Source organism: Bradyrhizobium sp. USDA 4538, assembly GCF_024171045.1.
GTDB lineage: Bacteria > Pseudomonadota > Alphaproteobacteria > Rhizobiales > Xanthobacteraceae > Bradyrhizobium > Bradyrhizobium australafricanum.
Genome location: NZ_JALJZE010000001.1, coordinates 3,935,470 through 3,959,597, shown reverse-complemented (window position 1 = coordinate 3,959,597; position 24,128 = coordinate 3,935,470). Strand labels below are relative to the sequence as shown.

The window sequence follows — 24,128 nt, the reverse complement described above, 5'->3', positions numbered from 1 at the left end:
CCGGGGCAATGCCCAGTATCGAACCACAGATGCGCAATTGCGCATCGGGGAATCTCGAGATTCCGGGTCTGGTGCTAACGCACCATCCCGGAATGAAGAAGGACACTATCCTTCTTCAGAACCAGCGCTCGCCGACGAATACCGTATCGCCCGGGCTCATCGGCGTGCCCAGCGGCACCACAAAGCGCCCGGAGCCGGACGCATCGGTGTGGGTCAGCGTCACGCTGTCGCGGCGGGCACGCGGCGAGAAGCCGCCGGCAATCGCGACCGCGCTCTCGACCGTCATGTTCGGCACGTAGGGATATTGGCCGGGGGCCTGGACTTCGCCGAGGATGAAGAACGGACGATAGGACTCGATCTCGACCGCCACCGAAGGCTCGCGGATATAGCCGTTGCGCAGCCGTGCCGAGATTTCGCCGGCAAGCCCGGCCGGCGTGCGGCCGCGCGCCGGCACCGAGCCGATCAGCGGCACGGTGATCGCGCCCGCGGCGTCGATCGCATAGGAATTGGTCAGGCCTTCCTGGCCGTAGACCACCACGCGAAGCTTGTCGCCGGGGCCAAGGTGATAGCCGTTGTCGTAACCGGCGGGGGGTCCACCCGGGGAGGCGGCGGCATAGACGACCGGGGCGGCGGCCGGTGCGGCATAGCCATAACCAGGGGACGTGCTGGCGAAGGCGGAACGCAATGCGCTGATCGCACCGCCGCCGCCTGCATCGGCAACCGGAGCGGGTGCGTAGGCCGGGCCGTAGGTGACGGCATCGACGCCTTGCGGGCCGACGGCGACGGGACCGGACGTGCTCATGCAGCCAGACAGCGCGAGCGCAGCCACAACGGCAGTGATCGGCAATCGTAACGCGCGTGCAACCGGCACCGGACCTATCCCTCAACGGCGAGACAGGCCCAGTCTTGCACCACTTATGGTTAACAAAAGGTTTTCGAGGATCGAGCGGGAGGCCGGAAAAGCCGGCCTCCCATTGGCTTGGAGCCGTACCCGGGAAGAGCGCAAACCGGTTTTCCGGAGCGAGCTCTTTCTCAACAAGACCTCAGCAAGGCGGTCAGGCGGTGACGCCGACGCCGATCGGGCAGGACACGCCGGTGCCGCCGAGCCCGCAATAGCCCGCCGGATTCTTGGCGAGGTATTGCTGGTGGTAGTCCTCGGCGAAGTAGAATTCACCGGCCGGCGCGATCTCGGTGGTGATGGCGCCGAGGCCCTTGGCGGCAAGCGCCTTCTGATACATCGCCTGCGACTCATCGGCGGCTTTGCGCTGCGCGTCGCTGAACGTGTAGATCGCGGAGCGATATTGCGTGCCGATGTCGTTGCCCTGGCGCATGCCCTGCGTCGGGTTGTGGTTCTCCCAGAACGTCTTCAGCAGCTTCTCGTAGGAGATCTTCTTCGGGTCGAACACGACCAGCACCACTTCGGTGTGGCCGGTGCGCCCCGAGCATACTTCCTCATAGGTCGGGTTCGGCGTGTGGCCGCCGGCATAGCCGACCGCAGTGGTGTAGATCCCCTCGCCGAGTTCCCAGAATTTGCGCTCCGCGCCCCAGAAGCAGCCGAGCCCGAAGACCGCCTGCTCGAGGCCTTGCGGATAAGGCGGCTGCAACTTGCTGCCATTGACGAAATGGGTGGTCGCGGTCGGGATCGGCGTCGCGCGGCCCGGCAGCGCCTCGGCGGCGCTCGGCAACGCGGTGGTCTTGCGCATGAACAACATGGACACCTCCAGGCGGGACATCGGCCGACGCGGCAACGGCCTGCGGGCCGGCTGTCACCTATATATGTCCTTACGCGGATGATGGCAGCCCCGTTACGGGGCGCTGCAGCCAAGGCGGGCTGCCGACAAGTCAGTCGCGCGCGTAGCCGATCAGGGGCTTACGCGGCCGGAACAGGATCATCAGCAGGATGCCGGCAATGCCGAGCACCGCGAATACCGGCTGCTCCAGAAGCAGGCGGATCACGTCATTCCAGAGCCAGGGCGCGAAGCGATCCACCCAGGCATGGAATGCCTGCTGGCTCGACTGGTGGATGTCGTTCCAGAACTGGCCGAACTGGGTGAACCGCAGGCTCTGGTCGGCGACGTAGCGGGCCCCGTCATAGACCATGAAGATGAAGCTGCCGGCCAGCAGCAGAAGGCCGATCAGACGGAAAAAGCCGCGGATCATGCGTCACCCTAACTCCCAGTCGCGCCCCACGCGTCGTCAGGCCTTACCGGGCGCCCCCCGGAAATTCAACCTCTTCAGCGGCTTATCCGGCCCCCGCAGGGACGATTTCGGGCCCTTTTGGGGTCCCGAAAGCGTTGACGCTTAAGCCCGCGCCATCTATAAGACCGACCGATGGCGGCGGGCGCAATCCTGCCGCCGCTGTTCTTTGGACAGTGCCGCATGCGGAGGCAGCATTTTGCGCTCTTCGCATGGCCGCCTCAAGGACACCCAAGAAAACCACCTTGGACAAATACATCAGAGTTGAGATTTGAACCGGCCGGTGCGCGCAAGCCCGACCACCGAGCGATCACCGCCGAAGGACAGTTAGAGAACCATGGCCAACACCACCTCCGCCAAGAAGGCGACCCGCAAGATTGCCCGCCGCACCATCGTCAACAAGTCGCGCCGCACGCAGATGCGTGGCGCGGTGCGCACCGTCGAGGAAGCGATCAAGAGCGGCGACCGCGAGGCGGCACTGAAGGCGATGAGCCGCGCCGAGCCCGAGCTGATGAAGGCAGCGCAGCGCAACATCATTCACAAGAACCTCGCGAGCCGTAAGGTGTCGCGCCTCACGCAGAGCATCGCCAAGCTCGCGAAGTAACGGCTTGCCACCAGAGCTGACTGGAAAACACATTTGTCACGAAGCCCGGCTCGCGCCGGGCTTTTTGTTTTTGTCTCGACTTTTGTCGTGGAAGTTTCATAGCGCGAGAACACTTCGCGTTGCCGCGCAACGAACTGCGTGTCATGTTTCGTCGCGTCCGTAGTTCTACCGGCTCGACATGCTTAACGCGCCGCACTCGCCCACAGATTGTTCTTCGCTAAGCTAGATAGATGGAATAGCGCGCGAGCATTTCGCGGACGAAACTTGCGAAGCGGGGTTACCCTGCAAAAGTAATCGAGAAAAATGACGTCTCGCGAATTACTTATGCACATAGCGCCGAACAGCGATTGGAAAAATGACCGGCGCGAGACCAAATGTAAATTTTCTATGAAAAATTTTTGGTATTGCACCGTCGTTTGTGACACGCGTGAATCTGTGCGCTGATTCAAAAACTTGCTTTCGCAACTCAGCATCGGCAACGCCGCAACAGTCGCGAAGAGTCTCGATCCCCGTCGAATCCACGGATTGTCAGAAAATCAGCTTGGTGTATTTATTTCTTGTTCGCGACGCCCACGGCTCTCCAGATCAGCGCGGTTTGAGACCCAGGGGCGGACGCACAAATCGGCGGCGGTGTGTGCGTTAGCGACGCTTTCCAAGCGAAGCTGAATTGACGGCTCATAGCGATATGAGGACGGTCGACCTGTGTCAAAATTTCTCCGGCGATGTCCCCGGCAATTTGGGGGATCGAACAAGAGAGACCAGGACGTCAGTCGGAATTTGGCAGCGGGAACGCGGAGCGAGTGAACGGGTTGACGACGACACGGCGGCGGCGAAGCGCCGGGCATTTCGGTGTTCGGTAGCAGCAGTTCGAATTTGAAGACACGAGCAAGCTGACAACTTGCCGCGATACGTCGCGGCGGGAGGGGGAGGTCATATGGCTTACGGTATCATCACTGCAGTCGAACCAACGACAGCCGAAGCGCAAATTTCCAGTGGTGCCGTAATCAACCCCTCGGACGTCAGCTCCCACCCGAAGCGTCCGTCGAGTACGCGCTGACCTCGCGGGGCGCATCTTCTCCAAACAGCTGATCTGTCGGGTGGCGCATGGACGCCACACGGGAGAGCTTTGTCCGGAGCAGACCGCGCCCGCTAGAGGTCGCGCCGCGGCAGGAAACCTGCACGGCGCTTTCGCAACGATCATCTCTCAGACTTGGAAGTACGAAGGCAATGACGAACACGGAACAGGATCGCTGGTCGCGGGTGAAGGGACGTTTGCGGACGAGCGTTGGCGAGGACGTCTACACGAGCTGGTTCGCTCGGATGGATCTGGAGAGCGTGCACGACGAGAGCGTGCACCTGTCGGTTCCGACCCGGTTCCTCAAGAGCTGGATCCAGGCGCACTATGCCGAACGCGTGCTCTCCTGCTGGCAGGCCGAGATGCCCGAAGTGCATCGCATCGACCTCACCGTGCGCTCGGCGATCCGCGCGACGGCTCCGGTGAAGGAAACGGTTGCGCCCGTCGAAGTGCGCCGCATCGAGCGCACTGACGGCCGGCTCGTGCCTGAACTGCGCTCGGTTGCGACCGCGCCGGTGTCCGCGAGCCACGACGCGCTCGGCGGCTCGCCGCTCGATCCGCGCCTGACCTTCGCCAGCTTCGTCGTCGGCAGGTCCAACACGCTGGCTCATGCGGCGGCCCGCCAGGTCGCGGAAGGTCGCCGCGGCGATCCCGTGATGTTCAACCCGCTCTACATTCATGCCGGCGTCGGCCTCGGCAAGACGCATCTGCTGCAGGCGGTGACCTGGGCCGGCAATTCCGGCGGCGAGCGCAAGGTGCTGTATCTCACCGCCGAGAAGTTCATGTACGGCTTCGTCGCGGCGCTGAAGACGCAGACGGCGCTGGCCTTCAAGGAGGCGCTGCGCGGCATCGACGTGCTGGTCATCGACGATCTGCAGTTCCTGCAGGGCAAGTCGACGCAGGCCGAGTTCTGCCACACGCTGAACGCGCTGATCGATGCCGGCCGCCAGGTTGTGATCGCAGCCGACCGTCCGCCGTCGGATCTGGAAAGCCTCGACGACCGCGTGCGCTCGCGACTTGCGGGCGGCCTCGTGGTCGAGATGGGCTCGCTCGGCGAGGAGCTGCGGCTCGGCATCCTGAAGTCGCGCGTCGCCGCCGCCCGCGCCCACCATGCGAGCTTCGATGTACCGGAGGAAGTGCTCGACTATCTGGCGCGCACCATCACCCATAACGGCCGCGACCTTGAAGGCGCGATCAATCGCCTGCTGGCGCACTCCAAGCTCAACAACCAGCCGGTGACGCTGGAGATGGCCGAGCGCGAGGTGCGCGACCTGATTCGCCCGCAGGAGCCGAAGCGGATCAAGATCGAGGACATCCAGCGCGTGGTCGCCCGGCAGTACAATGTCAGCCGCTCCGACTTGCTGTCGTCCCGCCGCACCGCCAATGTGGTGCGCCCGCGCCAGGTCGCGATGTATCTGGCGAAGACGCTGACCTTGCGCTCGCTGCCGGAGATCGGCCGGCGCTTCGGCGGCCGCGACCACACCACGGTGTTGCACGCCGTGCGCAAGATTGAGGCACTGGTCGCCAAGGACACGGCGCTGTCGGAGGAAGTCGAATCGCTGAAGCGCCAGCTGCAGGAATAGGGCCGCTTCATCCGGCCGGATCGTTCCATAGCCCTCCCCTCGCCAAAGGGGAGGGCTAAACTTTTTTCCGACCCAAAACGTGGGGAACGGGGCTCGTTTCGCGCCCGTATCCCTTGCACCGGCCGCCCATCCGCGCCACCTTGCGGTCCCCCCGTGGGTTTGATCAAATCCGGTATTGATCCGGCTTTTCGGGTTTCCAATGCCGCGGTGCTGCCCTGAACGGCCGCCCGGCTTTTCCATCTGAGGGATCTGGCGGGTATTGCAATGAAGGTCACCGTCGAGCGCGCGCAACTCCTGAAATCGCTGGGTCACGTTCACCGCGTGGTCGAGCGCCGCAACACCATCCCGATCCTCGGCAACGTGTTGATCCGCGCCGAGGGCGCCAAATTGTCGCTGAAGGCGACCGACCTCGACCTCGAGGTGACGGAGACCTTGGCCGCCGAGACCGGAACCGCCGGCTCGACCACGGTGCCCGCGCACATGTTCTACGACATCGTCCGCAAGCTGCCCGACGGCTCGCAGATCGTGCTGGAAGCCGACGGCGACCGCTCGGTGCTGGCCGTGCGTGCCGGCCGCTCGCGCTTCACGCTGCAGACGCTGCCCGAGAGCGACTTCCCGGGCCTTGCCGCCGGCGACATGACGCATTCGTTCTCACTGCCGGCGTCCGACATCAAGCGCCTGATCGACCGCACGCAGTTCGCGATCTCGACCGAAGAGACCCGCTACTACCTCAACGGCATCTATCTGCACGCGGCCGGCAGCGCCAAGGCGGCGACCCTGCGCGGCGTTGCGACCGACGGTCACCGGCTGGCGCAGATCGACCTCGCGCTGCCCAAGGGCGCAACCGGCATGCCCGGCGTGATCGTCCCGCGCAAGACGGTCGGCGAGGTGCAGCGGCTGATCGAGGGCGACGACGCCGAGATCTCGATCGAGCTGTCGGACGGCAAGATCCGCTTTACGCTCGGCAATGTGGTGCTGACCTCGAAGCTGATCGACGGCACCTTCCCGGACTACGGCCGCGTCATTCCGCAGAACAACGACAAGGAACTCGTCGTCGACAAGAAGGATTTCGAGGCCGCCGTCGACCGCGTCTCGACGATTTCCAGCGAACGCGGCCGCGCGGTGAAGCTCGCACTGTCCGCGGGCAAGCTGGTGCTCTCGGTCACCAACCCGGATTCCGGCAGCGCCACCGAGGAGCTCGAGGTCGAGTACGCCTCCGACGCGCTCGATATCGGCTTCAACTCGCGCTATCTGCTCGACATCGCCGCCCAGATTGAAGGCGAGGTCGCAGTGCTGAAGCTCGCCGATCCCGGCTCGCCGACCCTTGTGCAGGACCGCGACAGCAAGGGCGCGCTCTACGTGCTGATGCCGATGCGGGTGTGATGACCCTCTCTTCACGAGCAACTGCACCCTCTCCCCTTGTGGGAGAGGGTGGCGCCGCAGGCGCCGGGTGAGGGGTTGGTGCCGCGAACGCCGCACCATCGACCGACCGATGAACGCCTCCGCAGCTTCGCAAAGAAGATGCGCCGGGAGCCGACTGACGCGGAAGCGAAGATGTGGCGCCTGCTGCGCGATCGGCGCCTGTCGCACTTGAAATTTCGAAGGCAGGTTCCATTTCGAAATTACATTCTCGACTTCGCGTGTTTCGAGAAGCGCCTCGCCATCGAGATCGATGGCGGTCAGCACGCTTCGTCGCCGCGTGATGCATCCAGGACTGACGCGCTTGCGGCGGAAGGCTTTCAGGTCTTGCGCTACTGGAACAATGACGTATTGCGGACGCCCGGGGCGGTGCTGGAAGACATTGTCGCCAAGCTTGCCGAGCTGTGAGATACCCCTCACCCGTCGCCTCACTTCGTGAGACGCCACCCTCTCCCACAGGGGGAGAGGGGAAGGAAGAGAGATGACCCCGTCCCGCATTCACCGCCTGTCGCTGACGCATTTCCGCAATTACCGGACGGCGACGCTGCAGGTCGCCGGCGACATGGTGGTGCTGGTGGGGCCGAACGGCGCCGGCAAGACCAATTGCATGGAAGCGGTCTCGTTTCTGTCGCCGGGCCGCGGCCTGCGCCGCGCGACGCTGGAGGACATCGCCGACAACCAGGGCGACGGCTCCTGGGCGGTCTCGGCCGAAGTCGAGGGCGCGCTCGGCCTTGCGACGCTCGGCACCGGTATCGATCCGCCGACCGGTGACGCCGGCAACACAAGGCGCTGCCGCATCGACCGCGAACCGGTGGGGTCCGCAACCGCGTTCGGCGATCATCTGCGCATCGTGTGGCTGACGCCGGCGATGGACGGCCTGTTCATGGGCGCCGCCTCGGAACGGCGGCGCTTCTTCGATCGCCTGGTGCTGGCGATCGATTCCGAGCATTCCAGCCGCGTCTCGGCACTGGAGCGCTCGCTGCGCTCGCGCAACCGGCTGCTCGAGGTGCGCAACTATGACGACCATTGGTGTGACGCGATCGAGCGCGAGACCGCCGAGCTTGCGGTCGCGGTCGCCGCATCGCGGGGCCAGACCGCCGCCAAGCTCGCCGTGATGCTGCGCGAGCGCGGCGCTGCCTCGGCCTTCCCCTCCGCCGAGATCATGCTCGACGGCTGGATGGAGAACGCACTGCTGCAGGAGCCCGCAACGGCGGTGGAGGACCGCTACCGCGAGATCCTGCGCGCGAGCCGGCCGCGCGATGCCGCCGCCGGCCGCACGCTCGACGGCCCGCATCTGACCGATCTGCAGGTGATCTACGCGCCGAAAAGCATGCCGGCGCGTGACGCCTCGACCGGCGAGCAGAAGGCGCTTTTGATCGGGCTGGTGCTGGCGCACGCCACGATGGTCGCGGAGATGACCGGCATCGTACCGCTGCTGCTGCTCGACGAGGTCGTCGCCCATCTCGATCCGAACCGCCGCAAGGCGCTGTTTGACGAGCTCGCCAAGCTCGGCGCGCAGGTCTGGATGACCGGCGCCGATCCCGCGGCGTTCGTCGATATCGGCCCGCTGGGGGAGATTTTCGACGTCGAATCCGGCCGCGCGACGCGGCGCGGCTGAGGGTGCGGAATCTGCTCCGAGAGGGGCCCGAATCCGCCTTCGAAACGGGCTTTTCGAGACCGCCGGAATCGGCCTTTGAAAGCCTTGAAACAGGCCTAAAAAATCCTATTTATTCAATAGTTTGTAGATGGAGACTTTGCGCTAGGCGCAACCCCTCTTTCATGGCACAAATAGCGGAATCAGCGCCTCATATTGCGCAGCTGATTCGGATATCCTCGAAGGCCTCACATGACTGAACCTGCCCGGCAGACCCCTGCCGAATCTGAGCATCCCGTTCCGGCCGAATATGGCGCGGAATCGATCCGGGTGCTGAAGGGCCTCGACGCCGTCCGCAAGCGCCCCGGCATGTATATCGGCGACACCGACGACGGTTCCGGCCTGCACCACATGGTCTACGAGGTCGTCGACAACGCGATCGACGAGGCGCTGGCGGGCCATGCCAGCCGCGTCCTGGTCACCCTCAACGCCGACAATTCCGTCACCGTGTACGACGACGGACGCGGCATTCCGGTCGGCATCCACAAGGAGGAGGGCGTCTCGGCAGCCGAGGTCATCATGACCCAGCTGCACGCCGGCGGAAAATTCGACCAGAACTCCTACAAGGTCTCCGGCGGTCTGCACGGCGTCGGCGTCTCCGTCGTCAACGCGCTCTCCAGCAAGCTCGCGCTGCGGATCTGGCGCGACGACAAGGAGCACTACATCGAATTCGCGCACGGCGATGCCGTGGCGCCGCTCAAGGTGGTCGGCGATGCCCCTGGCAAGCGCGGCACCGAGGTCACTTTCCTCGCCTCGGTCGAGACCTTCAAGAACATCGAATATGATTTCGCGACGCTGGAGCACCGGCTGCGCGAGCTCGCCTTCCTCAATTCCGGCGTCAACATCGTGCTCTCCGACATGCGTCATGCGGTCGAGAAGCGCGAGGAGATGCACTATTCCGGTGGTGTCGAGGAATTCGTCAAATATCTCGACCGCAACAAGAAGGCGATCGTGCCGGCGCCGATCATGGTGCGCTCGGAAGCCAACGGCATCGGCGTCGAGGCGGCGCTATGGTGGAACGACAGCTACCACGAGAACGTGCTGTGCTTCACCAACAACATCCCGCAGCGCGACGGCGGCACCCATCTGGCCGGCTTCCGCGGCGCGCTGACGCGCCAGGTCAACGGCTATGCCGAGGCCAATGCGAAGAAGGAAAAGATCGCGCTGACCGGCGACGATTGCCGCGAAGGCCTCACCGCGGTGCTGTCGGTGAAGGTGCCCGATCCGAAATTCTCGTCGCAGACCAAGGACAAGCTGGTGTCCTCGGAGGTTCGACCGGTGGTCGAGAACGTCCTGAACGAGGCGCTCGCCGCCTGGTTCGAGGAGAATCCGAAGGAAGCCAAGGAGATCGTCGGCAAGGTGATCCAGGCCGCTGCGGCCCGCGAGGCCGCGCGCAAGGCGCGCGAGCTGACCCGCAAGAATCCGCTCAGCGTCTCCTCGCTGCCCGGCAAGCTCGCCGACTGCCAGGAGAAGGACCCGGCCAAGTCCGAACTGTTCATCGTCGAGGGCGACTCGGCAGGCGGCAGCGCCAAGCAGGGCCGCAACCGTGAATTCCAGGCGGTGCTGCCGCTGCGCGGCAAGATCCTCAATGTCGAGCGCGTCCGTCCCGACAAGATGCTGTCGTCCGAGCAGATCGGCACGCTGATCACCGCGCTCGGCACCGGCATCAGCGACGATTTCTCGGTCGACAAGCTGCGCTATCACAAGATCATCGTGATGACCGACGCCGACGTCGACGGCGCCCATATCCGCACGCTGCTGCTGACCTTCTTCTATCGTCAGATGCGCTCGATCATCGATGGCGGCTATCTCTATATCGCCCAGCCGCCGCTCTATAAGGTCTCGCGCGGCAAGTCCGAGCAATACCTGAAGGACGAGCGCGCCCTCGAGGACTATCTGATCTCGACCGGACTCGACGAATGCGTCTTCAAGCCGGCCTCCGGCGACGACCGCTCGGGCCGTGACCTGCTGTCGCTGGTCGAAGACGCCCGGGTCATCCGCTCGGTGCTGCGCAACCTGCATAGCCGCTATAATCGCGCCGTCATCGAGCAGGCCGCGATCGCGGGCGTGCTCAATCCCAGGATCACCGGCGATATCGCCACCGCCAATTCGGCGGCCGAATACATCGCCAAGCGGCTGGACGCCGTGGCCGAAGAGGTCGAGCGCGGCTGGATCGGCACCTTCACGGAAGGCCAGGGGTTCCAGTTCGAGCGCACCGTGCGCGGGGTCAGGGAATTCGCCGTGATCGACGACGCCTTCCTCGGCTCGGCCGACGCCCGCAAGCTCGACGAATACGCGACCGAACTGCAGGAGATCTACGTGCGCGCGGGCAAGCTGCGGCGCAAGGATGCCGAGCAGATCATCCACGGCCCGATCGACCTGTTCGAGGCCGTGACCGACGCCGCCCGCAAGGGCATCTCGCTGCAGCGCTACAAAGGTCTCGGCGAGATGAACCCGGAACAGCTCTGGGAGACCACGCTGGACACCGAGGCGCGCTCGCTGCTGCAGGTGAAGATCAAGGAGGTCGACGAGGCCGACGATATCTTCACCAAGCTGATGGGCGACGTGGTCGAGCCGCGCCGCGAGTTCATCCAGGACAATTCGCTCAGCGCCACCATCGACATCTAGGAGGCCTGCGGCGCATTACACCACCGTCATTGCGAGGAGCGAAGCGACGAAGCAATCCATTTTTCAGCTTGCGGCGCGATGGATTGCTTCGCTCCGCTCGCAATGACGTGGATCGTACAGTGCACACTACTTCCATTACCCTGGAGGCGAGCAACCGTCCTGACGGGTGACATCTCCGTCACAGCGCGACCGGCGCCGTCGCGGCGCTACCTTTCGTGTGGAAGCAGCGCCGCCAGTTGTGTTACGGTGCCGGACGGCCGTTGATTCCGTTGTGGAATTTCCAATGGCCCCAGTCTGAATGATGCGTTAGGGGACATTCCGCGTGCCGCCGATCCAATACATCGTCGAAGGCGGCCGCCGCCTTTCGGGCACCATCGAGCCGTCGGGCAACAAGAACTCCGCGCTGCCGATCATCGCCGCGGCACTGCTCACCGAGCATCCGGTCACACTGACCAACGTGCCGCGCATCCGCGACACCGAAACGCTGGTCGAATTGTGCCGCTCGGTCGGCGCCACCGCCGAATGGACCGAGCGCAACACGCTGCAGATTCATGCCAAGGAGATTCGCGCCGCCGATCTCGATCCGGCGCTGTGCGCGCGCATCCGCGCCTCGATCCTGCTCGCAGGCCCGCTGCTCGCCCGCTGCGGCGAGGTCGCGCTGCCGCCGCCCGGCGGCGACGTGATCGGCCGCCGCCGGCTCGACACGCACTTCCTGGCCTTCGAGCAGCTCGGCGCCACCGTCACCGCGACGCACCGGCTGGAATTCCGCGCCACGCGGCTGAAGGGCGCCGACGTGTTCCTCGATGAGCCCAGCGTCACCGCGACGGAGAACGCGCTGGTCGCCGCAGTCGCGGCGCGCGGCACCACCTATCTGCGCAACGCGGCCTCCGAGCCGCATGTGCAGGACCTCGCCAATTTCCTGATCGCGCTCGGCGCCAAGATCGAAGGCGTCGGCACCAACACCATCATCGTGCACGGGCCGGCAACGCTCGGCAGCACGACTTTCGCGATCCAGCCCGACCATATCGAGGTCGGATCGCTGATCGGGCTCGCCGCGGTGACCCGCTCGCCGCTACGCATCGCGCGCGCCGGCGTCGAGCATCTGCGCTCGATCCGGATGGGCTTTGAGCGGCTCGGCATCGTCTGCGGCGTCGAGGGCGACGACCTCGTCGTCCCGTCCGGCCAGACCATGAAGATCCAGGACGATTTCGGCGGCCATGTGCCGAAGCTCGAGGACCAGCCCTGGCCGGCCTTCCCGGCCGACCTGATGTCGATCGCGATCGTCACCGCGACGCAGTGCGACGGCGTCATCCTGATGCACGAGAAGATGTTCGAATCCCGGATGTTCTTCGTCGACAACCTGATCGCGATGGGTGGCCGCATCGTGCTGTGCGACCCGCACCGCGCGATCGTCGCCGGCCCCAGCCGGCTGCGCGGCGCGCCGATGAACTCGCCCGACATCCGGGCCGGTATGGCGATGCTGCTGGCCGCGGTGTGTGCCGAGGGCACCTCCACCATCAACAACGCCGACCAGATCGAGCGCGGCTATGAGCGGATCGATGAGCGGCTCAACGCCCTCGGCGCCAAGATCAAGCGGATTCCCGCGCGATCGTGATTCCCTGCGGCAGCTTGGCCATCCTTCCGGCCGGTTTGCCGTGCTAAGCGTGCCGTCATGACCTGCATCGACAAGATCGACCCGGCCGCGCCGAACGCGGCCGTTGTCGTCCCTCGCAACCTGCTCACGGCCGAGCTCGCGGAAACGCTGAAGCTCGCGGTGCCGCTCGCGCTGACGCAGCTCGGGCAGATCGCGATGATGACGACCGATCTCGCCTTCATCGGCCGGCTCGGCAGCGAAAACGTCGCCGCCGCGGCGCTGGCGCACACCGTGTATTTCGTCAGCTTCACCATTGGCATGGGCATGATGTCGGCGGTCTCGCCCCTGGCCGCGCAGGCGTTCGGCGCGCGCAACCCGCGCGTGATGCGGCGCGCGCTCCGCGTCGGCCTGTGGGCCGGCTTCTTCATGGTGCTGCCGCTGATGGCGCTGCCGTTCCAGGGTGAGCGCATCCTGCTCGCGCTCGGCCAGACCCAGGCCACCGCGCATCTGGCGCAGCAATATCTGTTCGGTCTCGCCTGGGGCATCCTGCCGGCGCTGTGGTTCATCGCGCTCCGCGGCTTCATGAGCGCGGTGAACCGGCCGGAGCCGGTGCTATGGATCACGCTCGCGGCGATCCCGGCCAATGCGCTGATGGTCTACCTGTTGCTCTACGGCAAATGGGGCATGCCCGAACTCGGCATGTTCGGCGCCGGACTTGCGACCACGATCGTCAATCTCGGCACCTTCCTTGCCGGCGTGTGGTTCGCGGCGCGCCGCCGCCCGTTCCGCAAGTACCACGTATTCAGCCGCGTCTGGCGCATCGACTGGCCGCTGATGGGCAAGCTGGTCGCCGTCGGCGCGCCGATCTCGATCGCCTTCCTGCTGGAATACGGCCTGTTCGGCGCGGCCGGACTGCTGATGGGGCTGATCAGCACCACGGCGCTGGCCGCGCACCAGATCGCGCTGCAGATCGCGGCGATCCTGTTCATGGTGCCGTTCGGCGTCAGCATGGCCGCCACCGTGCGGGTCGGCCAGGCCGTTGGCCGCCGCGATACCGACGCTGTACAGCGTGCCGGCTTTGTCGCGATCGCGCTCAGCGGCATCTTCATGAGCGTCATGACGCTCGCGGTGATCCTGGCGCGCTTCGAGATCGCAGCGCTGTTCCTCGGCGAGGCCTCCGACACCACCGCGCAGCTCACCGCGGCGCTGCTGTTGATCGGGGCGACCTTCTTCATCGCCGACGGCATCCAGACCACCACCGCGGGCGCGCTGCGCGGCATGAACGACACCCAGGTGCCGCTGCTGTTCGCCGTCATCAGCTATTGGCTGATCGGCTTCGCGTCGGCCTCCGCGCTCGCCTTCTGGGTGAAGCTCGACGCCGCCGGTGTCTGGATCGGGCTGTCGCTCGGGACGGCGGTCTATGCGACCCTCCTTGTCTTGCGTTTCCGCCTGCTGGCACGCAGACTGGGCAAATGAGGGTCGACGAGGTCACGCCGAACGTGGATTCCGCCGCGCTGCTCGCCGGCGCGCAGTTCGTCGACGCGTTCCGCATCGCGACCGCGCGCCCCGACCTCGATGCGCGGCACGCCGCCGAGGCGATGGTGGCGCGGCAGCCGCACTGGATCGAATGGCTGCTTGCCCTGCGTAATTTCATCGTCGCGCCGCTTGGCCTGAAAACCTCGGGCGCAGCCGACGGCGCGACACGCGACATGATCGGGATCTTTCCGGTGGTCAGTGAGACGCCGGAGCGGCTGGTCGCGGGCTTCAACGACAAGCATCTCGACTTCAGGCTCGTCGTCGACGTCGCCTCCGCGGGAGCTGTGCGCAGCATCACCGCGACTTCGCTGGTGCTCACCCACAACTGGTTCGGGCGCGCCTATCTCGCGGTGATCCTGCCGTTCCACCGCCTGATCGTGCCCGCGATGCTGCGCAAGGCCGGAGGCTGAACTACTACTCGATCTCAAGCCGCGCTCTTCTCCGGCGTGTCGGCGACGATCTTCTCGGAGGCCTCGGCGTTGGTACACCAATTGCCGTGGCAGCGCTTGAGGTCGTTGAGATTCTGCCGCATCTGGTCGAGCGAGAAGCCAAGCGCATAGAAGCGCTCGGCGGCATCGACCGGCAGGCCACGGATCAGCCCATCCCTTCGCACCGCGGCGACCTCCTCGCTATACGCATGCAGCGCGGCATCGACCGGCACCATGTCGGCCGGGCCGCTGCCGGCGCGCAACGCGGTCGCGACCGCCACCATGTAAGTCACGATCGCCTTGCTGACGTCGGCCAATGGCCGCGCCAGCCTCGCCTGGATATCGGCCGGCAGCGGCACCACACAGGCACGCCCGATCATCACGACGTCGTGCCGCAGCCGCTGGATGGTTCGCAGCAACGGCCCGGTGTCCGGTCCCGACGACAGATGCATCGAGCGCTCGCGCTCGGCCTCAAGGCCGGTCGCGTGCAGATTGCTCACCGCGGTGCCGATGCCGTCCTGGATCCGGTGCAGCGCGTCGTTGTCGAGGCCGCGGGTCAGGCCGGCGAGCAATTCGGCGAACGCCGCCGACAGCAGCTCCAGCAGGTTCGATGCATTGACCCTGATCTGACTGACCGCGCGCGACGGCAGCACCAGGAACGAGATCAAAAGCCCGGTGAGCGCGCCGACCGTCACCTCGAGGACGCGGTCGATCGCGGAATCCAGCGGGTTGGAGTGATGCATCGTCGGCAGCAGCAGCACGATCACTGCCGTCACGGTCGCAGAGTTCAGGCTCGGATTGAGCGCGGCGATGAAGGCCAGCGGCACGATCGCCAGCACCAGCAGCGCCAGCAGGCTGCCCTCGCCGGAATGCGGGATCAGCACCGCGATCGCGCCGCCATAGACGGCGCCGCCGATGGTACCGAGCATGTAGTCGCGGCTGGCCTTCAGCGAGCGGCCGACGCTCATCTGGGTCACGATCAGCGAGGTCAGCACCGCCCAGAGCGGCAGCATCAGGTTGAACGCCAGCGCGATGGTATAGGCCGCCACGCCGGCGGACGCGATCCGGACCGCCAGCGCCAGCTGCGTCTTGCGAGCCCAGAGCTGGTCGAACATGCGTTTTGCGAAGGTCCTCATGCACCGTGATCCGCAATCAAAGGAAAGGCCCGTGTTACATGACTTGAAGCTAACCGACCTGAAGCTAACCGATTTGGAGCATGGCAGCTGCCCGCGGCGGCAAGGTGGCTTGAAAGGCCTGACCTGCCCGCCTACCCTGCGCCGCAAAATTGAGGAAACACGATGGCCCACGAAACCGCAACGCTCGCCGCCTATGTCGCCGACCTGAAATATTCCGACATTCCGCCGGAGGTGCTGGAGCGCGCCAAGGTTTTGACGCTGGATTTCCTCGGCAGCACCATCCGCGCCCGGCGCGATGCGGAATCGACGCCGTCGCTGATGAAGATGCTGGAGGCGCTGGCGCTCGACGGCAAGGGCGAAGCCACCGTATTCGGCGACACCAAGACCTGGACCCCGGCGGTCGCGGCGCTGCTCAACGGCGCGCTCGGCCATTCGCTCGACTTCGACGACACCCATGCCGATTCCTCGCTGCATCCGAGCGCACCGGTGGTGCCCGCCGCGTTCGCGGTCGGCGAGATGGTCGGCGCCTCCGGCCGCGACGTGCTGACCGCGATCGTCGCCGGCTATGAGGTGTGCTGCCGGCTCGGCAACGCGCTCGACCCGACCTCGCATTACGCCCGCGGCTTCCATCCGACCGCGACCGCCGGCACCTATGGCGCTGCCGCGGCGGCGGCCAAGCTGTTCGGCTTGTCGAAGGAGCAGATCGTCTCCGCTTTCGGCGTCTCCGGCAGCCAGGCCGCGGGCTCGCTGCAGTTCCTGGTCAACGGCGCCTGGAACAAGCGCTACCAGGTCGGCGCCGCCGCGATGAACGGCGTGATCGCCGCGACCCTGGCGCGCAACGACTTCATCGGCTCGAGCGAGTCGGTCGAAGGCAAGCACGGCCTTCTGGTCGGCTATACCGATGACGCTCATCCGGACAAGGCGGTGGCGGACTTGGGCCACACCTATGAGACGCTGAAGATCGGCGTGAAGCCGTATCCGAGCTGCCGCTACACTCACGCCGCGATCGACGCGCTGATCGCGATGCGACGCGAGCACAATCTGACGCCGGACCAGATCAGGAAGGTCGAGATCGGCCTGCACCGCAACGGCATCACGCTGACCGGCGACGCCGCCACCAAGCGCCACCCGACCTCGGTGGTCGGCGGCCAGTTCTCGATGTTCTTCACCGGCGCGATCGCGCTCGACCAGGGCCATTTCGGCTGGGACGATTACGACCGGCTGGGCGACAAGGCCATCGACGCGCTCGCCGACAAGTTCGACGTGGTGCAGGACGACCGGCTCGAGGTCGGCCGCACCCATCCGTTCGGCGCCCGCGTCTCGATCACGACAGACGACGGTACCCATGAGCGCCTCTACGCCGATCCCTCCGGCGAGCCGACCTCTTTCCCCGACGCAAAGGCGATGCAGCAGAAATTCCTGACGCTGGCTCGCCCGGTGCTCGACAAGCGCGCCGACCAGCTCGCCGACGCCATCCTGACGCTGGAGCGCTTCGATCGCGTGGAGAAGGCGACGCAGCTGGGAAGGCAGTAAGCAGGCCGTCGAGGCGCAGGCTGCACGCCACGCCCACAGCTGTCGTCCTGGCGAAAGCCAGGACCCATATGTGGACGGCCCCCGTGGCACAAGAGCTGTTTGGTGAGATCGGATCGCTTGCATCCATATGTCCGGCCTGTTGGGTGCGATCGAATGGATCGCTGGCCAAGATGGTTTGCGCGATGCGAGTTCCAAACAACCACGCGGCCTGTTGGCGGCCGATGGGTCCTGCGGACTGTCTCGCATCGTTGCTCGATCGATCGCTCCATCTGCTCTTGCAGCTCCGGTCGGCCGGCGAGCGAGCCCGCCGGCTAATCGATTAGGCGGCGGCTGTCATGGGATTCATCCGTGCCGCCTCGTAACTCTCGCCCGTTGCCATCAGCTTCCAGGCGATACGGGCCACTTTGTTGGCGAGCGCCACGGCCGCAAGCTTCGGCGGCTTGCGCTTGATCAGGGCCAGCAGCCAGCGCGAGTGATGACCGCGTCCCCGCCTGGCCTGCTGGATCACCGCTGTGGCCCCGACCACCAGCAGACGGCGCAAGTTCTCATCGCCAGCCCGCGTGATCTTGCCAAGCCTGGTCTTGCCAGCGGTGGAGTGGTCCTTGGGTGTCAATCCCAGCCAGGCCGCAAAATGACGACCAGAACGGAACGTGCGCGGATCAGGTGTCTTCATCACCAGCGCGGTTGCAACGATCGGACCGACCGAGGGGATCTGAGCCAAGCGCCGGCCCGTGGCATCGGCGCGGTGCCAGGCCATCAGCTTGGCCTCAACCGCCTCCAACTCACCCTCGAGCCTGACGCGCTCCCGGCCCAGCACCACAAACAGCTCGCGCGCCAGAACCGGAAGCGTCTCGTCCTGCGCAATCCGCACCAGCAGGGGTTCGATCGCGTCCAGTCCCTTGGGGGCGATCAGGCCATACTCCGCCGCGTGGCCGCGTATCGTATTGGTCAGCTGGGTGCGCCGGACGATCAATCCGTCGCGGACACCCATCAGCATCAGCGCGGCCTGCTGCTCGGCCGTCTTCACCGGCACGAAGCGCATGCTCGGCCGGCTCATCGCTTCACACAGGCCTTCTGCATCCCGCCCGTCATTCTTGTTCCGCATCACGTAGGGTTTGACCAATTGCGGTGCCATCAGCTTCACCTCGTGACCGAGCTTGGAAAGCTGACGCGCCCAATGTTGCGAAGCCCCGCAGGCCTCCATCCCGATCACAGTCGGCGGCAATTTGGCGAAGAACTCCAGCACTTGTTTGCGCGACAGCTTCTTGCGCAGCACCACCTGCTCCGCCGCATCAACCCCATGCAGCACAAAAATATACTTCGACGTATCAATCCCAATGCGGATAATCTGGTTCACGGACGGCTCCCTTGTATGAGATCTAGACAACCTCATTCTGGCACACTGATGCCGTAGGGGGCCGTCCACACCATCAACCACCGCATTTGATCATGAACGGGATCGTGGCCCCAGCGTCGCGCAACAAGTCTCATTTGGGGTAATGGGTCCCGGCCTTCGCCGGGACGACGACGGCGGGGATGCGTCGTAATTCAAGAAGTCAAACAGCGCGGTGTCATCGCCCGCGTGGCGAAATGGATTCCGGGCTCATGCTTCGCATGCCCCGGAATGACGGCGCGCCTTACTCCGCTCCATCGATAATCACAAAATCCCCCTCTGAATATTTCTGTCGGATCGCCTTCGCGGCCTGATATTCCGGGCAGGTGTAACAGTCCATCGCAGTGGCGTGATCCCTGAACTCGATGACGAAGTTGCGCTGGCGCGTTGTGCCTTCCATCACCTCATAGGGGCCATTGCGCACGATGAAATTGGCGCCGTATCTGGCGAATACCGGCATCGCGGCGGCGAGATATTCGGGATAGCGCGCTTCGTCGTGAACCGTGACGTGCACGATCCAGTAGGCTTTCGGCATGATGGTCTCCGGCTGACGCGTGGTTCAAGAAACTGTGGCGCACCTCCTCACGAGATGCGCCATCGCATCAGAAAATTCCGGAGGCCGAGATTCAATTCACGATCGCGCGGGCGCTGTGTGACGTGCCGGTCAATTGCCGCCCGCGAGCCGCGGACTTATGGAAGTCGATGTAACCACATCGCGAACCAGATCGAACACGCCGTCCGCCTCGGGCGGCATGTTCGGCGAGCGGCCGAGGCGCACGATGACGAGCCGCTGTGACGGCACGATAATCACATATTGCCCGATCGTGCCCTTGGCGAAGAAGGCATCGCGCGGCCAGCCGTGCTCGACACGGAAGCGAGCGCCAAAGCTGTCGCCGAGATTGGTCCAGAAGCCCGCGCCATAGCCGACCCAGGCATTCGGCGTCGGCGATGCCGAGTACTTCACCCAGCCCTCTGGCAGGATGCGCTTGCCGCCGACCACGCCGTCATTGAGATAGAGCTGACCCAAGCGCGCCCAGTCGCGCGCGCTCGCCATCATCGCACCCGATCCTTCCGGTGTGCCCGCAGCATCGAACTGCATCACGACATTGCGCATGCCGAGCGGATCGAACAATTCGGCCCGCGCGAAGCGCATCACATCAGCCGCATGCCCGCCGGCGGCGTTGCGGATCAGATGCGAGAGGATCAGGTAGTTGCCGTCGTGATAGTTCCAGACCCGGCCGGGCGCGCTCTCCAGCGGAGCGCTCGCGGCGAAGGCGGCCATATCCGATTCCATGAACTTCATGCGGTTGACCGGCTCGAGCACGGATGCCAGCGACGCCTGCAGCGAGCTGCCGAGCGCAAGCCCTGCGGTGTGGCGCAACAGCTCGTCGACCGTGATCGCGTGGCGCGGATCGTCGGGATTCCGCCAGGCCGCGATCGGGACCGGCTGGTCGCGCGTCAGCCTGCCCTCGCGGACGAGGATTCCGATCAGGGCCGAGATCGCCGACTTGCTCATGGAGAAGCCGAGCAGCGGCGTGTCGATGCCGATGCCGTTGGCGTAGCGCTCGGCGACGATGCGGCCATCCTTCATCACGACGACAGCGCGGGTGCGGCGGAACGGCGGCTCGGCCGGCTCGGCAAAGGCGCGGTCGAGCGCAGCCGCAAGCTGCAGGGTCTGCGGCGGGACGAGCTCCGGACCCGCGATCTCGGGCAGCAGCGCGGCCTGCCGCTCGGCGGACGGCAGCGCAGTCCCGGCCAGCGTCTCGCCATGTTCGAGCGTGCAGCCCATGCCCTCGCGATAGACCGCATGGCTGCGGCCAAGCCCGAACAGCGTCACGGTGACGTCCTTGCGGTCGAGGTCGACCTCGGTGTCCATCGCCCAGGTGATCAGGCCGGCCCCCGGCATCGCGTCAGTGGTCTCGGTCAGGTTTCGCCTGGGGTCGAGCCCGCTGACGAAGGTCTCCGAGCAGATCACATTGGCGACAAAGCCGGTCGCGACCTCAGGCACATCGCGGGCGCGGGCGGCGGACAGCGCCAACGCACCGAAGGCGGTGGTGGCGGCGAGAATGAGAAAGAGCTTTCGACGGGTCACGGAATCCTCCGGCATGGCGCAATGGGCGCGTGGCCGGATCAGGCCGCAGGTGGCGGGAGAGCGCTCGCCGGATTTGGAAATCGGGCTGGCCGAGGATTGGAGGCGACTGGTCGATTCTGGAATTCTACAGCGATTACAAGGGCCTGTAATCACGACGCCCCTTACCTTCTCCCCTTGTGGGAGAAGGTGGCGCGGACGAAGTCCGCGACGGATGAGGGGTCTCTATCCGCGGAGACAAACCCCTCACCCGGCTTCGATGCTACCGCATCGAATCCACCCTCTCCCACAAGGGGAGAGGGTGCAGCGGTATCCGCCGCAAGCAGGACATCTACACCGCGCTTGCCTTCAGCTTCCTGTACTCCGTCGGCGTCACGCCGGTGGTCGCCTTGAAGGCGCGGTTGAAGGGGCCGAGCGACTGGAAGCCGGCATCCATGGCGATGGTGATGACCGGGACTTCGGCCTGGGAAGGATCGGCGAGCGCCGCCTTGGCCTCCTCGATCCGGTGGTTGTTCAAGAAGACATTGAAGTTGCGGTAGCCGAGCCGCTGGTTGATCAGCCGCCGGAGACGATATTCGGGAATCTTCAGCCGGGTCGCCAGCGTGCCGATGGTGACGTTGTCGTGGCGGTAGACCCGCTCGTCCGCCATCAGCCGCATCAGGGCATCGACCAGCTTGCGGTCGGCTGCCTCCTCGGCCGCGGCTGGCTTCGTCAGCACGACAGCCTCCGCCGGCACCGTGAACAGGTCGGCGCCGTCGACGCGCATCATCGCCCAGGTGATTGCGGCCACGATGGCGGTGAGCACGGCCGCGTTCACCAGGTTGGCCCATTCCACGGTCACGCGGCTGCCGGCATAGGCAATCTGCAGCAGCGCGTTCAATCCGCCGTACAGCGCAGACGCGGCGACGATGAAGACGCGGACACGTCGGCGACGCTCGACCAGATCCGCCGACCACGATCCGATGGTTTGCGCCACCGCGAGCGCAACGAAGGCGAGCGTGAGCGAATTGACCATGATGATCGCGATCTGCGCGTGACCGGCGGGTGCAATCCACATGCAACTGACGAAGCTGTAGGCCACGACCGCGGCCCAGATCAGGCCGTGCCACCAGCGCAGCTGAAACGCGTCATCGAACAGCGCGCGCGTGAACAGCCAGAACACCACGATATCGCCGGTCGAGAGCGCGATCAGTGGCGCATGCCAGTCCGAGACCGGCGGCCCGGCGCCGATCGAGGCGGTCACCGCATGCGCGGCCGCGCCGAGCGCGAAGGCGGCTGCAAGGCGCCCGGAAAGCGCCTTGCGAAAGTCAGTGAGCAGCAAGGCGGCAAGCACCAGCAGCAGCGCCACGCTGGCGCTGCGCAGGCAGAGTTCAAGTGCGGCCCAATGTGAAGCAGCCGATGTCATCGCCGAACAATCGTCGGTCGGACGTGGTTTTTCAAGATGGCTCGCGCTGCCAGCGCTGACGCGACGTCACCCAGATATCGACGACGTCACCCTCGAGCTGGCCCGGCCCATCATTCACGGCACTGAGCCGCCGCGCCACGGCCTGGGAAGCTGCGTTGGCCGGATCGATGCAATGGATGATGCGGTCGACCGTGAAGTTCGCGAACACAAAGTCGATCGCGGCACGCGCCGCTTCCACCGCATAGCCCTTGCCGCGATGCTCTTTGGCGATGCCCCAGCCGACCTCGAAGCCGGGCCATTCCGGCGGATAATACGGGCCGACGCGCCCGATGTAGTGGGCGGAAGACTTCTCCTCCACCGCGAACATGCCGAAGCCGTATAGCGCCCAGTGGCCCGAGATGACGGCGGCATTGCGCCAGCCCTTCAGCGCCGACGTGACCGGCTGATGATCCGGCGTGATGAAGCGCGCCGTCTCGGGATCGGACAGCATTTTCGTGTTCTCAGCGACATCGGATGCGCGCCACGGCCGCAGGATGAGCCGCGCGGTCTCGATCACGGGACCATCGACCTGCAGCAGTCTTGCGCCTGGCTTGATCAGAGAAACCATGACTGTCTCCGGTTTCCAAGTTTGAACTTGCTGCCATCGAGAGCAGGTGCAAGCCACAAGTAATTCGTCGTCCCTGCGAAAGCAGGGACCCATAACCACCGATAACACTTGATGAGCAGGGCTGGGGCCGCAGCCTTCGCAAGACTAGCATCGGTGGTTATGGGCCCCGGCTCGCGCGGAGCCTGTCATCGGGCGGCGCTTCGCGCCGACCCGTTGGCTTGGCCGGGACGACGGATAGAGAGTATGATCACGGCAAGAGAGTATCATCGCTACACTACTGTAAGGAGTCCGACATGAGTTGGCAGCCCTCGACCGATCCCGAACTCGGCGATCCCAAGACCTGCGACGCGCTGGATCTGATCATCGTGCCGCGCACCCGCGATCTCGGCGACGGCTTTGCGGTGCGCCGCGCATTGCCGCACGGCAAGCGGCAGATGGTCGGGCCCTTCATCTTCTTCGACCATTTCGGGCCGGTGCAGTATCTCGCCGGCAAGGGCATGGACGTGCGGCCGCATCCGCATATCGGGCTCGCCACCGTCACCTATCTGTTCGACGGCAGCATCATGCACCGCGACAGCGAGGGCAACATCCAGGAGATCCAGCCCGGCGCGATGAACCTGATGACCGCGGGCCGCGGCATCGCGCATTCCGAGCGCACCCCCGACGTGCAGCGCCGCGACGGCCAGAAGATGCTGGGCCTGCAAAGCTGGATCGCGCTGCCGGCGGGCAAGGAGGAGATCGCGCCGTCGTTCCAGCACTATGGCGCCGGCGATCTGCCGATGATCTCCGAGCGCGACTTCACCGCGCGCATCATCGCGGGCTCCGCGTTCGGCATCACCTCGCCGGTCAGCATGGTCTCGCCCTGGTTCTACACCGAGGTGACCGCAAAGGCCGGCACCTCGGTGCCGCTCGACCCCGATCACGAGGAACGCGCGATCTACCTCGTCGACGGCGAGGTCGAGATCGCGGGCGACCGCCACGAGGGGCCGAGGCTCCTGATCTTCCGGCCCGGCGACCGCATCACCGTCAAGACGCTGCGGCCGACCCGCATGATGTTCCTCGGCGGCGACGCCCTGGAAGGGCCGCGCCACATCTGGTGGAATTTCGTCTCGTCATCCAAGGAGCGGATCGAGCAGGCCAAACAGGACTGGAAAACCGGGCGTTTCGCGCAGGTTCCGCACGAACACGAGTTCATTCCGCTACCGGAGTGAGCTATTTCCTGTGATAACCTCGAACGCCCGCACGCCT

General features: G+C 65.3%; 20 protein-coding genes. 11 read left to right on the top strand and 9 right to left on the bottom strand.

Annotation, left to right across the window (positions count from 1 at the left end; translation table 11 throughout):
- Nucleotides 1–115: 115 nt before the first annotated feature.
- From J2R78_RS17815 to J2R78_RS17805, 3 genes are all read right to left on the bottom strand, one after another.
- Nucleotides 116–871 carry a polysaccharide biosynthesis/export family protein gene (locus J2R78_RS17815; RefSeq protein WP_253605894.1) on the bottom strand — a complete coding sequence of 252 codons (756 nt, stop codon included), beginning with the start codon at nucleotides 869–871 and terminating at the stop codon, nucleotides 116–118.
- A 184-nt stretch (nucleotides 872–1,055) separates the two neighbouring features.
- Nucleotides 1,056–1,712 (bottom strand): peptide-methionine (S)-S-oxide reductase MsrA, encoded by a 657-nt coding sequence (gene msrA, locus J2R78_RS17810; RefSeq protein WP_069278970.1) that lies wholly within the window; start codon nucleotides 1,710–1,712, stop codon nucleotides 1,056–1,058.
- Nucleotides 1,713–1,842: 130 nt separating this feature from the next.
- Nucleotides 1,843–2,160: a hypothetical protein gene (locus J2R78_RS17805; protein ID WP_016842666.1), complete on the bottom strand. Its 318-nt coding sequence runs from the start codon at nucleotides 2,158–2,160 to the stop codon at nucleotides 1,843–1,845.
- 373 nt (nucleotides 2,161–2,533) lie between these two features.
- Between J2R78_RS17805 and rpsT the strand changes: the two genes are divergently transcribed.
- The 9 genes from rpsT (at nucleotide 2,534) to J2R78_RS17760 (ending at nucleotide 14,699) form a co-directional block, all read left to right on the top strand.
- Nucleotides 2,534–2,800, top strand: a complete 267-nt coding sequence (gene rpsT, locus J2R78_RS17800; protein ID WP_057015335.1) for a 30S ribosomal protein S20 — start codon at nucleotides 2,534–2,536, stop codon at nucleotides 2,798–2,800.
- Between the two features lie 1,227 nt (nucleotides 2,801–4,027).
- Nucleotides 4,028–5,458 carry a chromosomal replication initiator protein DnaA gene (gene dnaA / locus J2R78_RS17795; protein ID WP_057015334.1) on the top strand — a complete coding sequence of 477 codons (1,431 nt, stop codon included), beginning with the start codon at nucleotides 4,028–4,030 and terminating at the stop codon, nucleotides 5,456–5,458.
- Between the two features lie 264 nt (nucleotides 5,459–5,722).
- The gene (gene dnaN, locus J2R78_RS17790; RefSeq protein WP_074126563.1) at nucleotides 5,723–6,841 is read left to right on the top strand and encodes a DNA polymerase III subunit beta; all 1,119 of its coding nucleotides are present in this window, start codon (nucleotides 5,723–5,725) and stop codon (nucleotides 6,839–6,841) included.
- A 78-nt stretch (nucleotides 6,842–6,919) separates the two neighbouring features.
- Entirely contained in the window at nucleotides 6,920–7,285 is a 366-nt protein-coding gene (locus tag J2R78_RS17785) for an endonuclease domain-containing protein (RefSeq protein ID WP_076824746.1), read from the top strand.
- Between the two features lie 73 nt (nucleotides 7,286–7,358).
- Complete coding sequence (gene recF / locus J2R78_RS17780) at nucleotides 7,359–8,495, top strand: DNA replication/repair protein RecF (protein WP_253605892.1); 1,137 nt, start codon at nucleotides 7,359–7,361, stop codon at nucleotides 8,493–8,495.
- A 228-nt stretch (nucleotides 8,496–8,723) separates the two neighbouring features.
- Nucleotides 8,724–11,159: a DNA topoisomerase (ATP-hydrolyzing) subunit B gene (gene gyrB / locus J2R78_RS17775; protein ID WP_018269243.1), complete on the top strand. Its 2,436-nt coding sequence runs from the start codon at nucleotides 8,724–8,726 to the stop codon at nucleotides 11,157–11,159.
- 322 nt (nucleotides 11,160–11,481) lie between these two features.
- Nucleotides 11,482–12,774 (top strand): UDP-N-acetylglucosamine 1-carboxyvinyltransferase, encoded by a 1,293-nt coding sequence (murA, locus tag J2R78_RS17770; protein WP_016842674.1) that lies wholly within the window; start codon nucleotides 11,482–11,484, stop codon nucleotides 12,772–12,774.
- Nucleotides 12,775–12,831: 57 nt separating this feature from the next.
- Complete coding sequence (locus tag J2R78_RS17765; RefSeq protein ID WP_092080955.1) at nucleotides 12,832–14,229, top strand: MATE family efflux transporter; 1,398 nt, start codon at nucleotides 12,832–12,834, stop codon at nucleotides 14,227–14,229.
- A complete protein-coding gene (locus tag J2R78_RS17760) occupies nucleotides 14,226–14,699 on the top strand; it encodes a DUF2867 domain-containing protein (RefSeq protein ID WP_253605890.1) in 474 nt (157 codons plus the stop codon). The genes J2R78_RS17765 and J2R78_RS17760 overlap by 4 nt, the downstream gene beginning before the upstream one ends.
- 14 nt (nucleotides 14,700–14,713) lie before the next feature.
- On the opposite strand, the gene J2R78_RS17755 is transcribed toward J2R78_RS17760, so the two are convergent.
- Entirely contained in the window at nucleotides 14,714–15,853 is a 1,140-nt protein-coding gene (locus tag J2R78_RS17755; protein WP_253605888.1) for an aromatic acid exporter family protein, read from the bottom strand.
- A gap of 162 nt (nucleotides 15,854–16,015) precedes the next feature.
- On the opposite strand from J2R78_RS17755, the gene J2R78_RS17750 reads away from it, so the two are divergent.
- Nucleotides 16,016–17,386 (top strand): MmgE/PrpD family protein, encoded by a 1,371-nt coding sequence (locus J2R78_RS17750; RefSeq protein ID WP_253588327.1) that lies wholly within the window; start codon nucleotides 16,016–16,018, stop codon nucleotides 17,384–17,386.
- Between the two features lie 319 nt (nucleotides 17,387–17,705).
- On the opposite strand, the gene J2R78_RS17745 is transcribed toward J2R78_RS17750, so the two are convergent.
- The 5 genes from J2R78_RS17745 to J2R78_RS17725 all read right to left on the bottom strand — a co-directional run bounded on the left by J2R78_RS17745 (nucleotide 17,706) and on the right by J2R78_RS17725 (nucleotide 22,880).
- Entirely contained in the window at nucleotides 17,706–18,743 is a 1,038-nt protein-coding gene (locus J2R78_RS17745; RefSeq protein WP_253605065.1) for an IS110 family transposase, read from the bottom strand.
- Nucleotides 18,744–19,023: 280 nt separating this feature from the next.
- Nucleotides 19,024–19,314 carry a DUF1330 domain-containing protein gene (locus J2R78_RS17740; protein WP_253605886.1) on the bottom strand — a complete coding sequence of 97 codons (291 nt, stop codon included), beginning with the start codon at nucleotides 19,312–19,314 and terminating at the stop codon, nucleotides 19,024–19,026.
- Between the two features lie 129 nt (nucleotides 19,315–19,443).
- Nucleotides 19,444–20,871 (bottom strand): serine hydrolase, encoded by a 1,428-nt coding sequence (locus tag J2R78_RS17735; RefSeq protein WP_253605883.1) that lies wholly within the window; start codon nucleotides 20,869–20,871, stop codon nucleotides 19,444–19,446.
- A 328-nt stretch (nucleotides 20,872–21,199) separates the two neighbouring features.
- On the bottom strand, nucleotides 21,200–22,273 hold the full coding sequence (locus tag J2R78_RS17730; protein WP_253605881.1) for a helix-turn-helix domain-containing protein: 1,074 nt from the start codon (nucleotides 22,271–22,273) through the stop codon (nucleotides 21,200–21,202).
- Between the two features lie 31 nt (nucleotides 22,274–22,304).
- The gene (locus tag J2R78_RS17725) at nucleotides 22,305–22,880 is read right to left on the bottom strand and encodes a GNAT family N-acetyltransferase (RefSeq protein WP_253605880.1); all 576 of its coding nucleotides are present in this window, start codon (nucleotides 22,878–22,880) and stop codon (nucleotides 22,305–22,307) included.
- Nucleotides 22,881–23,173: 293 nt separating this feature from the next.
- On the opposite strand from J2R78_RS17725, the gene J2R78_RS17720 reads away from it, so the two are divergent.
- Nucleotides 23,174–24,091, top strand: a complete 918-nt coding sequence (locus tag J2R78_RS17720; RefSeq protein ID WP_028335539.1) for a pirin family protein — start codon at nucleotides 23,174–23,176, stop codon at nucleotides 24,089–24,091.
- The last annotated feature ends 37 nt before the right edge of the window (nucleotides 24,092–24,128 follow it).

What these genes read in the sequence shown, in the direction of transcription:
- msrA (WP_069278970.1), bottom strand. Translation starts at nt 1,712, where the DNA reads ATGTTGTTCATGCGCAAGACCACCGCGTTGCCGAGCGCCGCCGAGGCG.
- J2R78_RS17805 (WP_016842666.1), bottom strand. Translation starts at nt 2,160, where the DNA reads ATGATCCGCGGCTTTTTCCGTCTGATCGGCCTTCTGCTGCTGGCCGGC.
- rpsT (WP_057015335.1), top strand. Translation starts at nt 2,534, where the DNA reads ATGGCCAACACCACCTCCGCCAAGAAGGCGACCCGCAAGATTGCCCGC.
- dnaA (WP_057015334.1), top strand. Translation starts at nt 4,028, where the DNA reads ATGACGAACACGGAACAGGATCGCTGGTCGCGGGTGAAGGGACGTTTG.
- dnaN (WP_074126563.1), top strand. Translation starts at nt 5,723, where the DNA reads ATGAAGGTCACCGTCGAGCGCGCGCAACTCCTGAAATCGCTGGGTCAC.
- recF (WP_253605892.1), top strand. Translation starts at nt 7,359, where the DNA reads ATGACCCCGTCCCGCATTCACCGCCTGTCGCTGACGCATTTCCGCAAT.
- gyrB (WP_018269243.1), top strand. Translation starts at nt 8,724, where the DNA reads ATGACTGAACCTGCCCGGCAGACCCCTGCCGAATCTGAGCATCCCGTT.
- J2R78_RS17765 (WP_092080955.1), top strand. Translation starts at nt 12,832, where the DNA reads ATGACCTGCATCGACAAGATCGACCCGGCCGCGCCGAACGCGGCCGTT.
- J2R78_RS17760 (WP_253605890.1), top strand. Translation starts at nt 14,226, where the DNA reads ATGAGGGTCGACGAGGTCACGCCGAACGTGGATTCCGCCGCGCTGCTC.
- J2R78_RS17755 (WP_253605888.1), bottom strand. Translation starts at nt 15,853, where the DNA reads ATGAGGACCTTCGCAAAACGCATGTTCGACCAGCTCTGGGCTCGCAAG.
- J2R78_RS17750 (WP_253588327.1), top strand. Translation starts at nt 16,016, where the DNA reads ATGGCCCACGAAACCGCAACGCTCGCCGCCTATGTCGCCGACCTGAAA.
- J2R78_RS17740 (WP_253605886.1), bottom strand. Translation starts at nt 19,314, where the DNA reads ATGCCGAAAGCCTACTGGATCGTGCACGTCACGGTTCACGACGAAGCG.
- J2R78_RS17730 (WP_253605881.1), bottom strand. Translation starts at nt 22,273, where the DNA reads ATGACATCGGCTGCTTCACATTGGGCCGCACTTGAACTCTGCCTGCGC.
- J2R78_RS17725 (WP_253605880.1), bottom strand. Translation starts at nt 22,880, where the DNA reads ATGGTTTCTCTGATCAAGCCAGGCGCAAGACTGCTGCAGGTCGATGGT.
- J2R78_RS17720 (WP_028335539.1), top strand. Translation starts at nt 23,174, where the DNA reads ATGAGTTGGCAGCCCTCGACCGATCCCGAACTCGGCGATCCCAAGACC.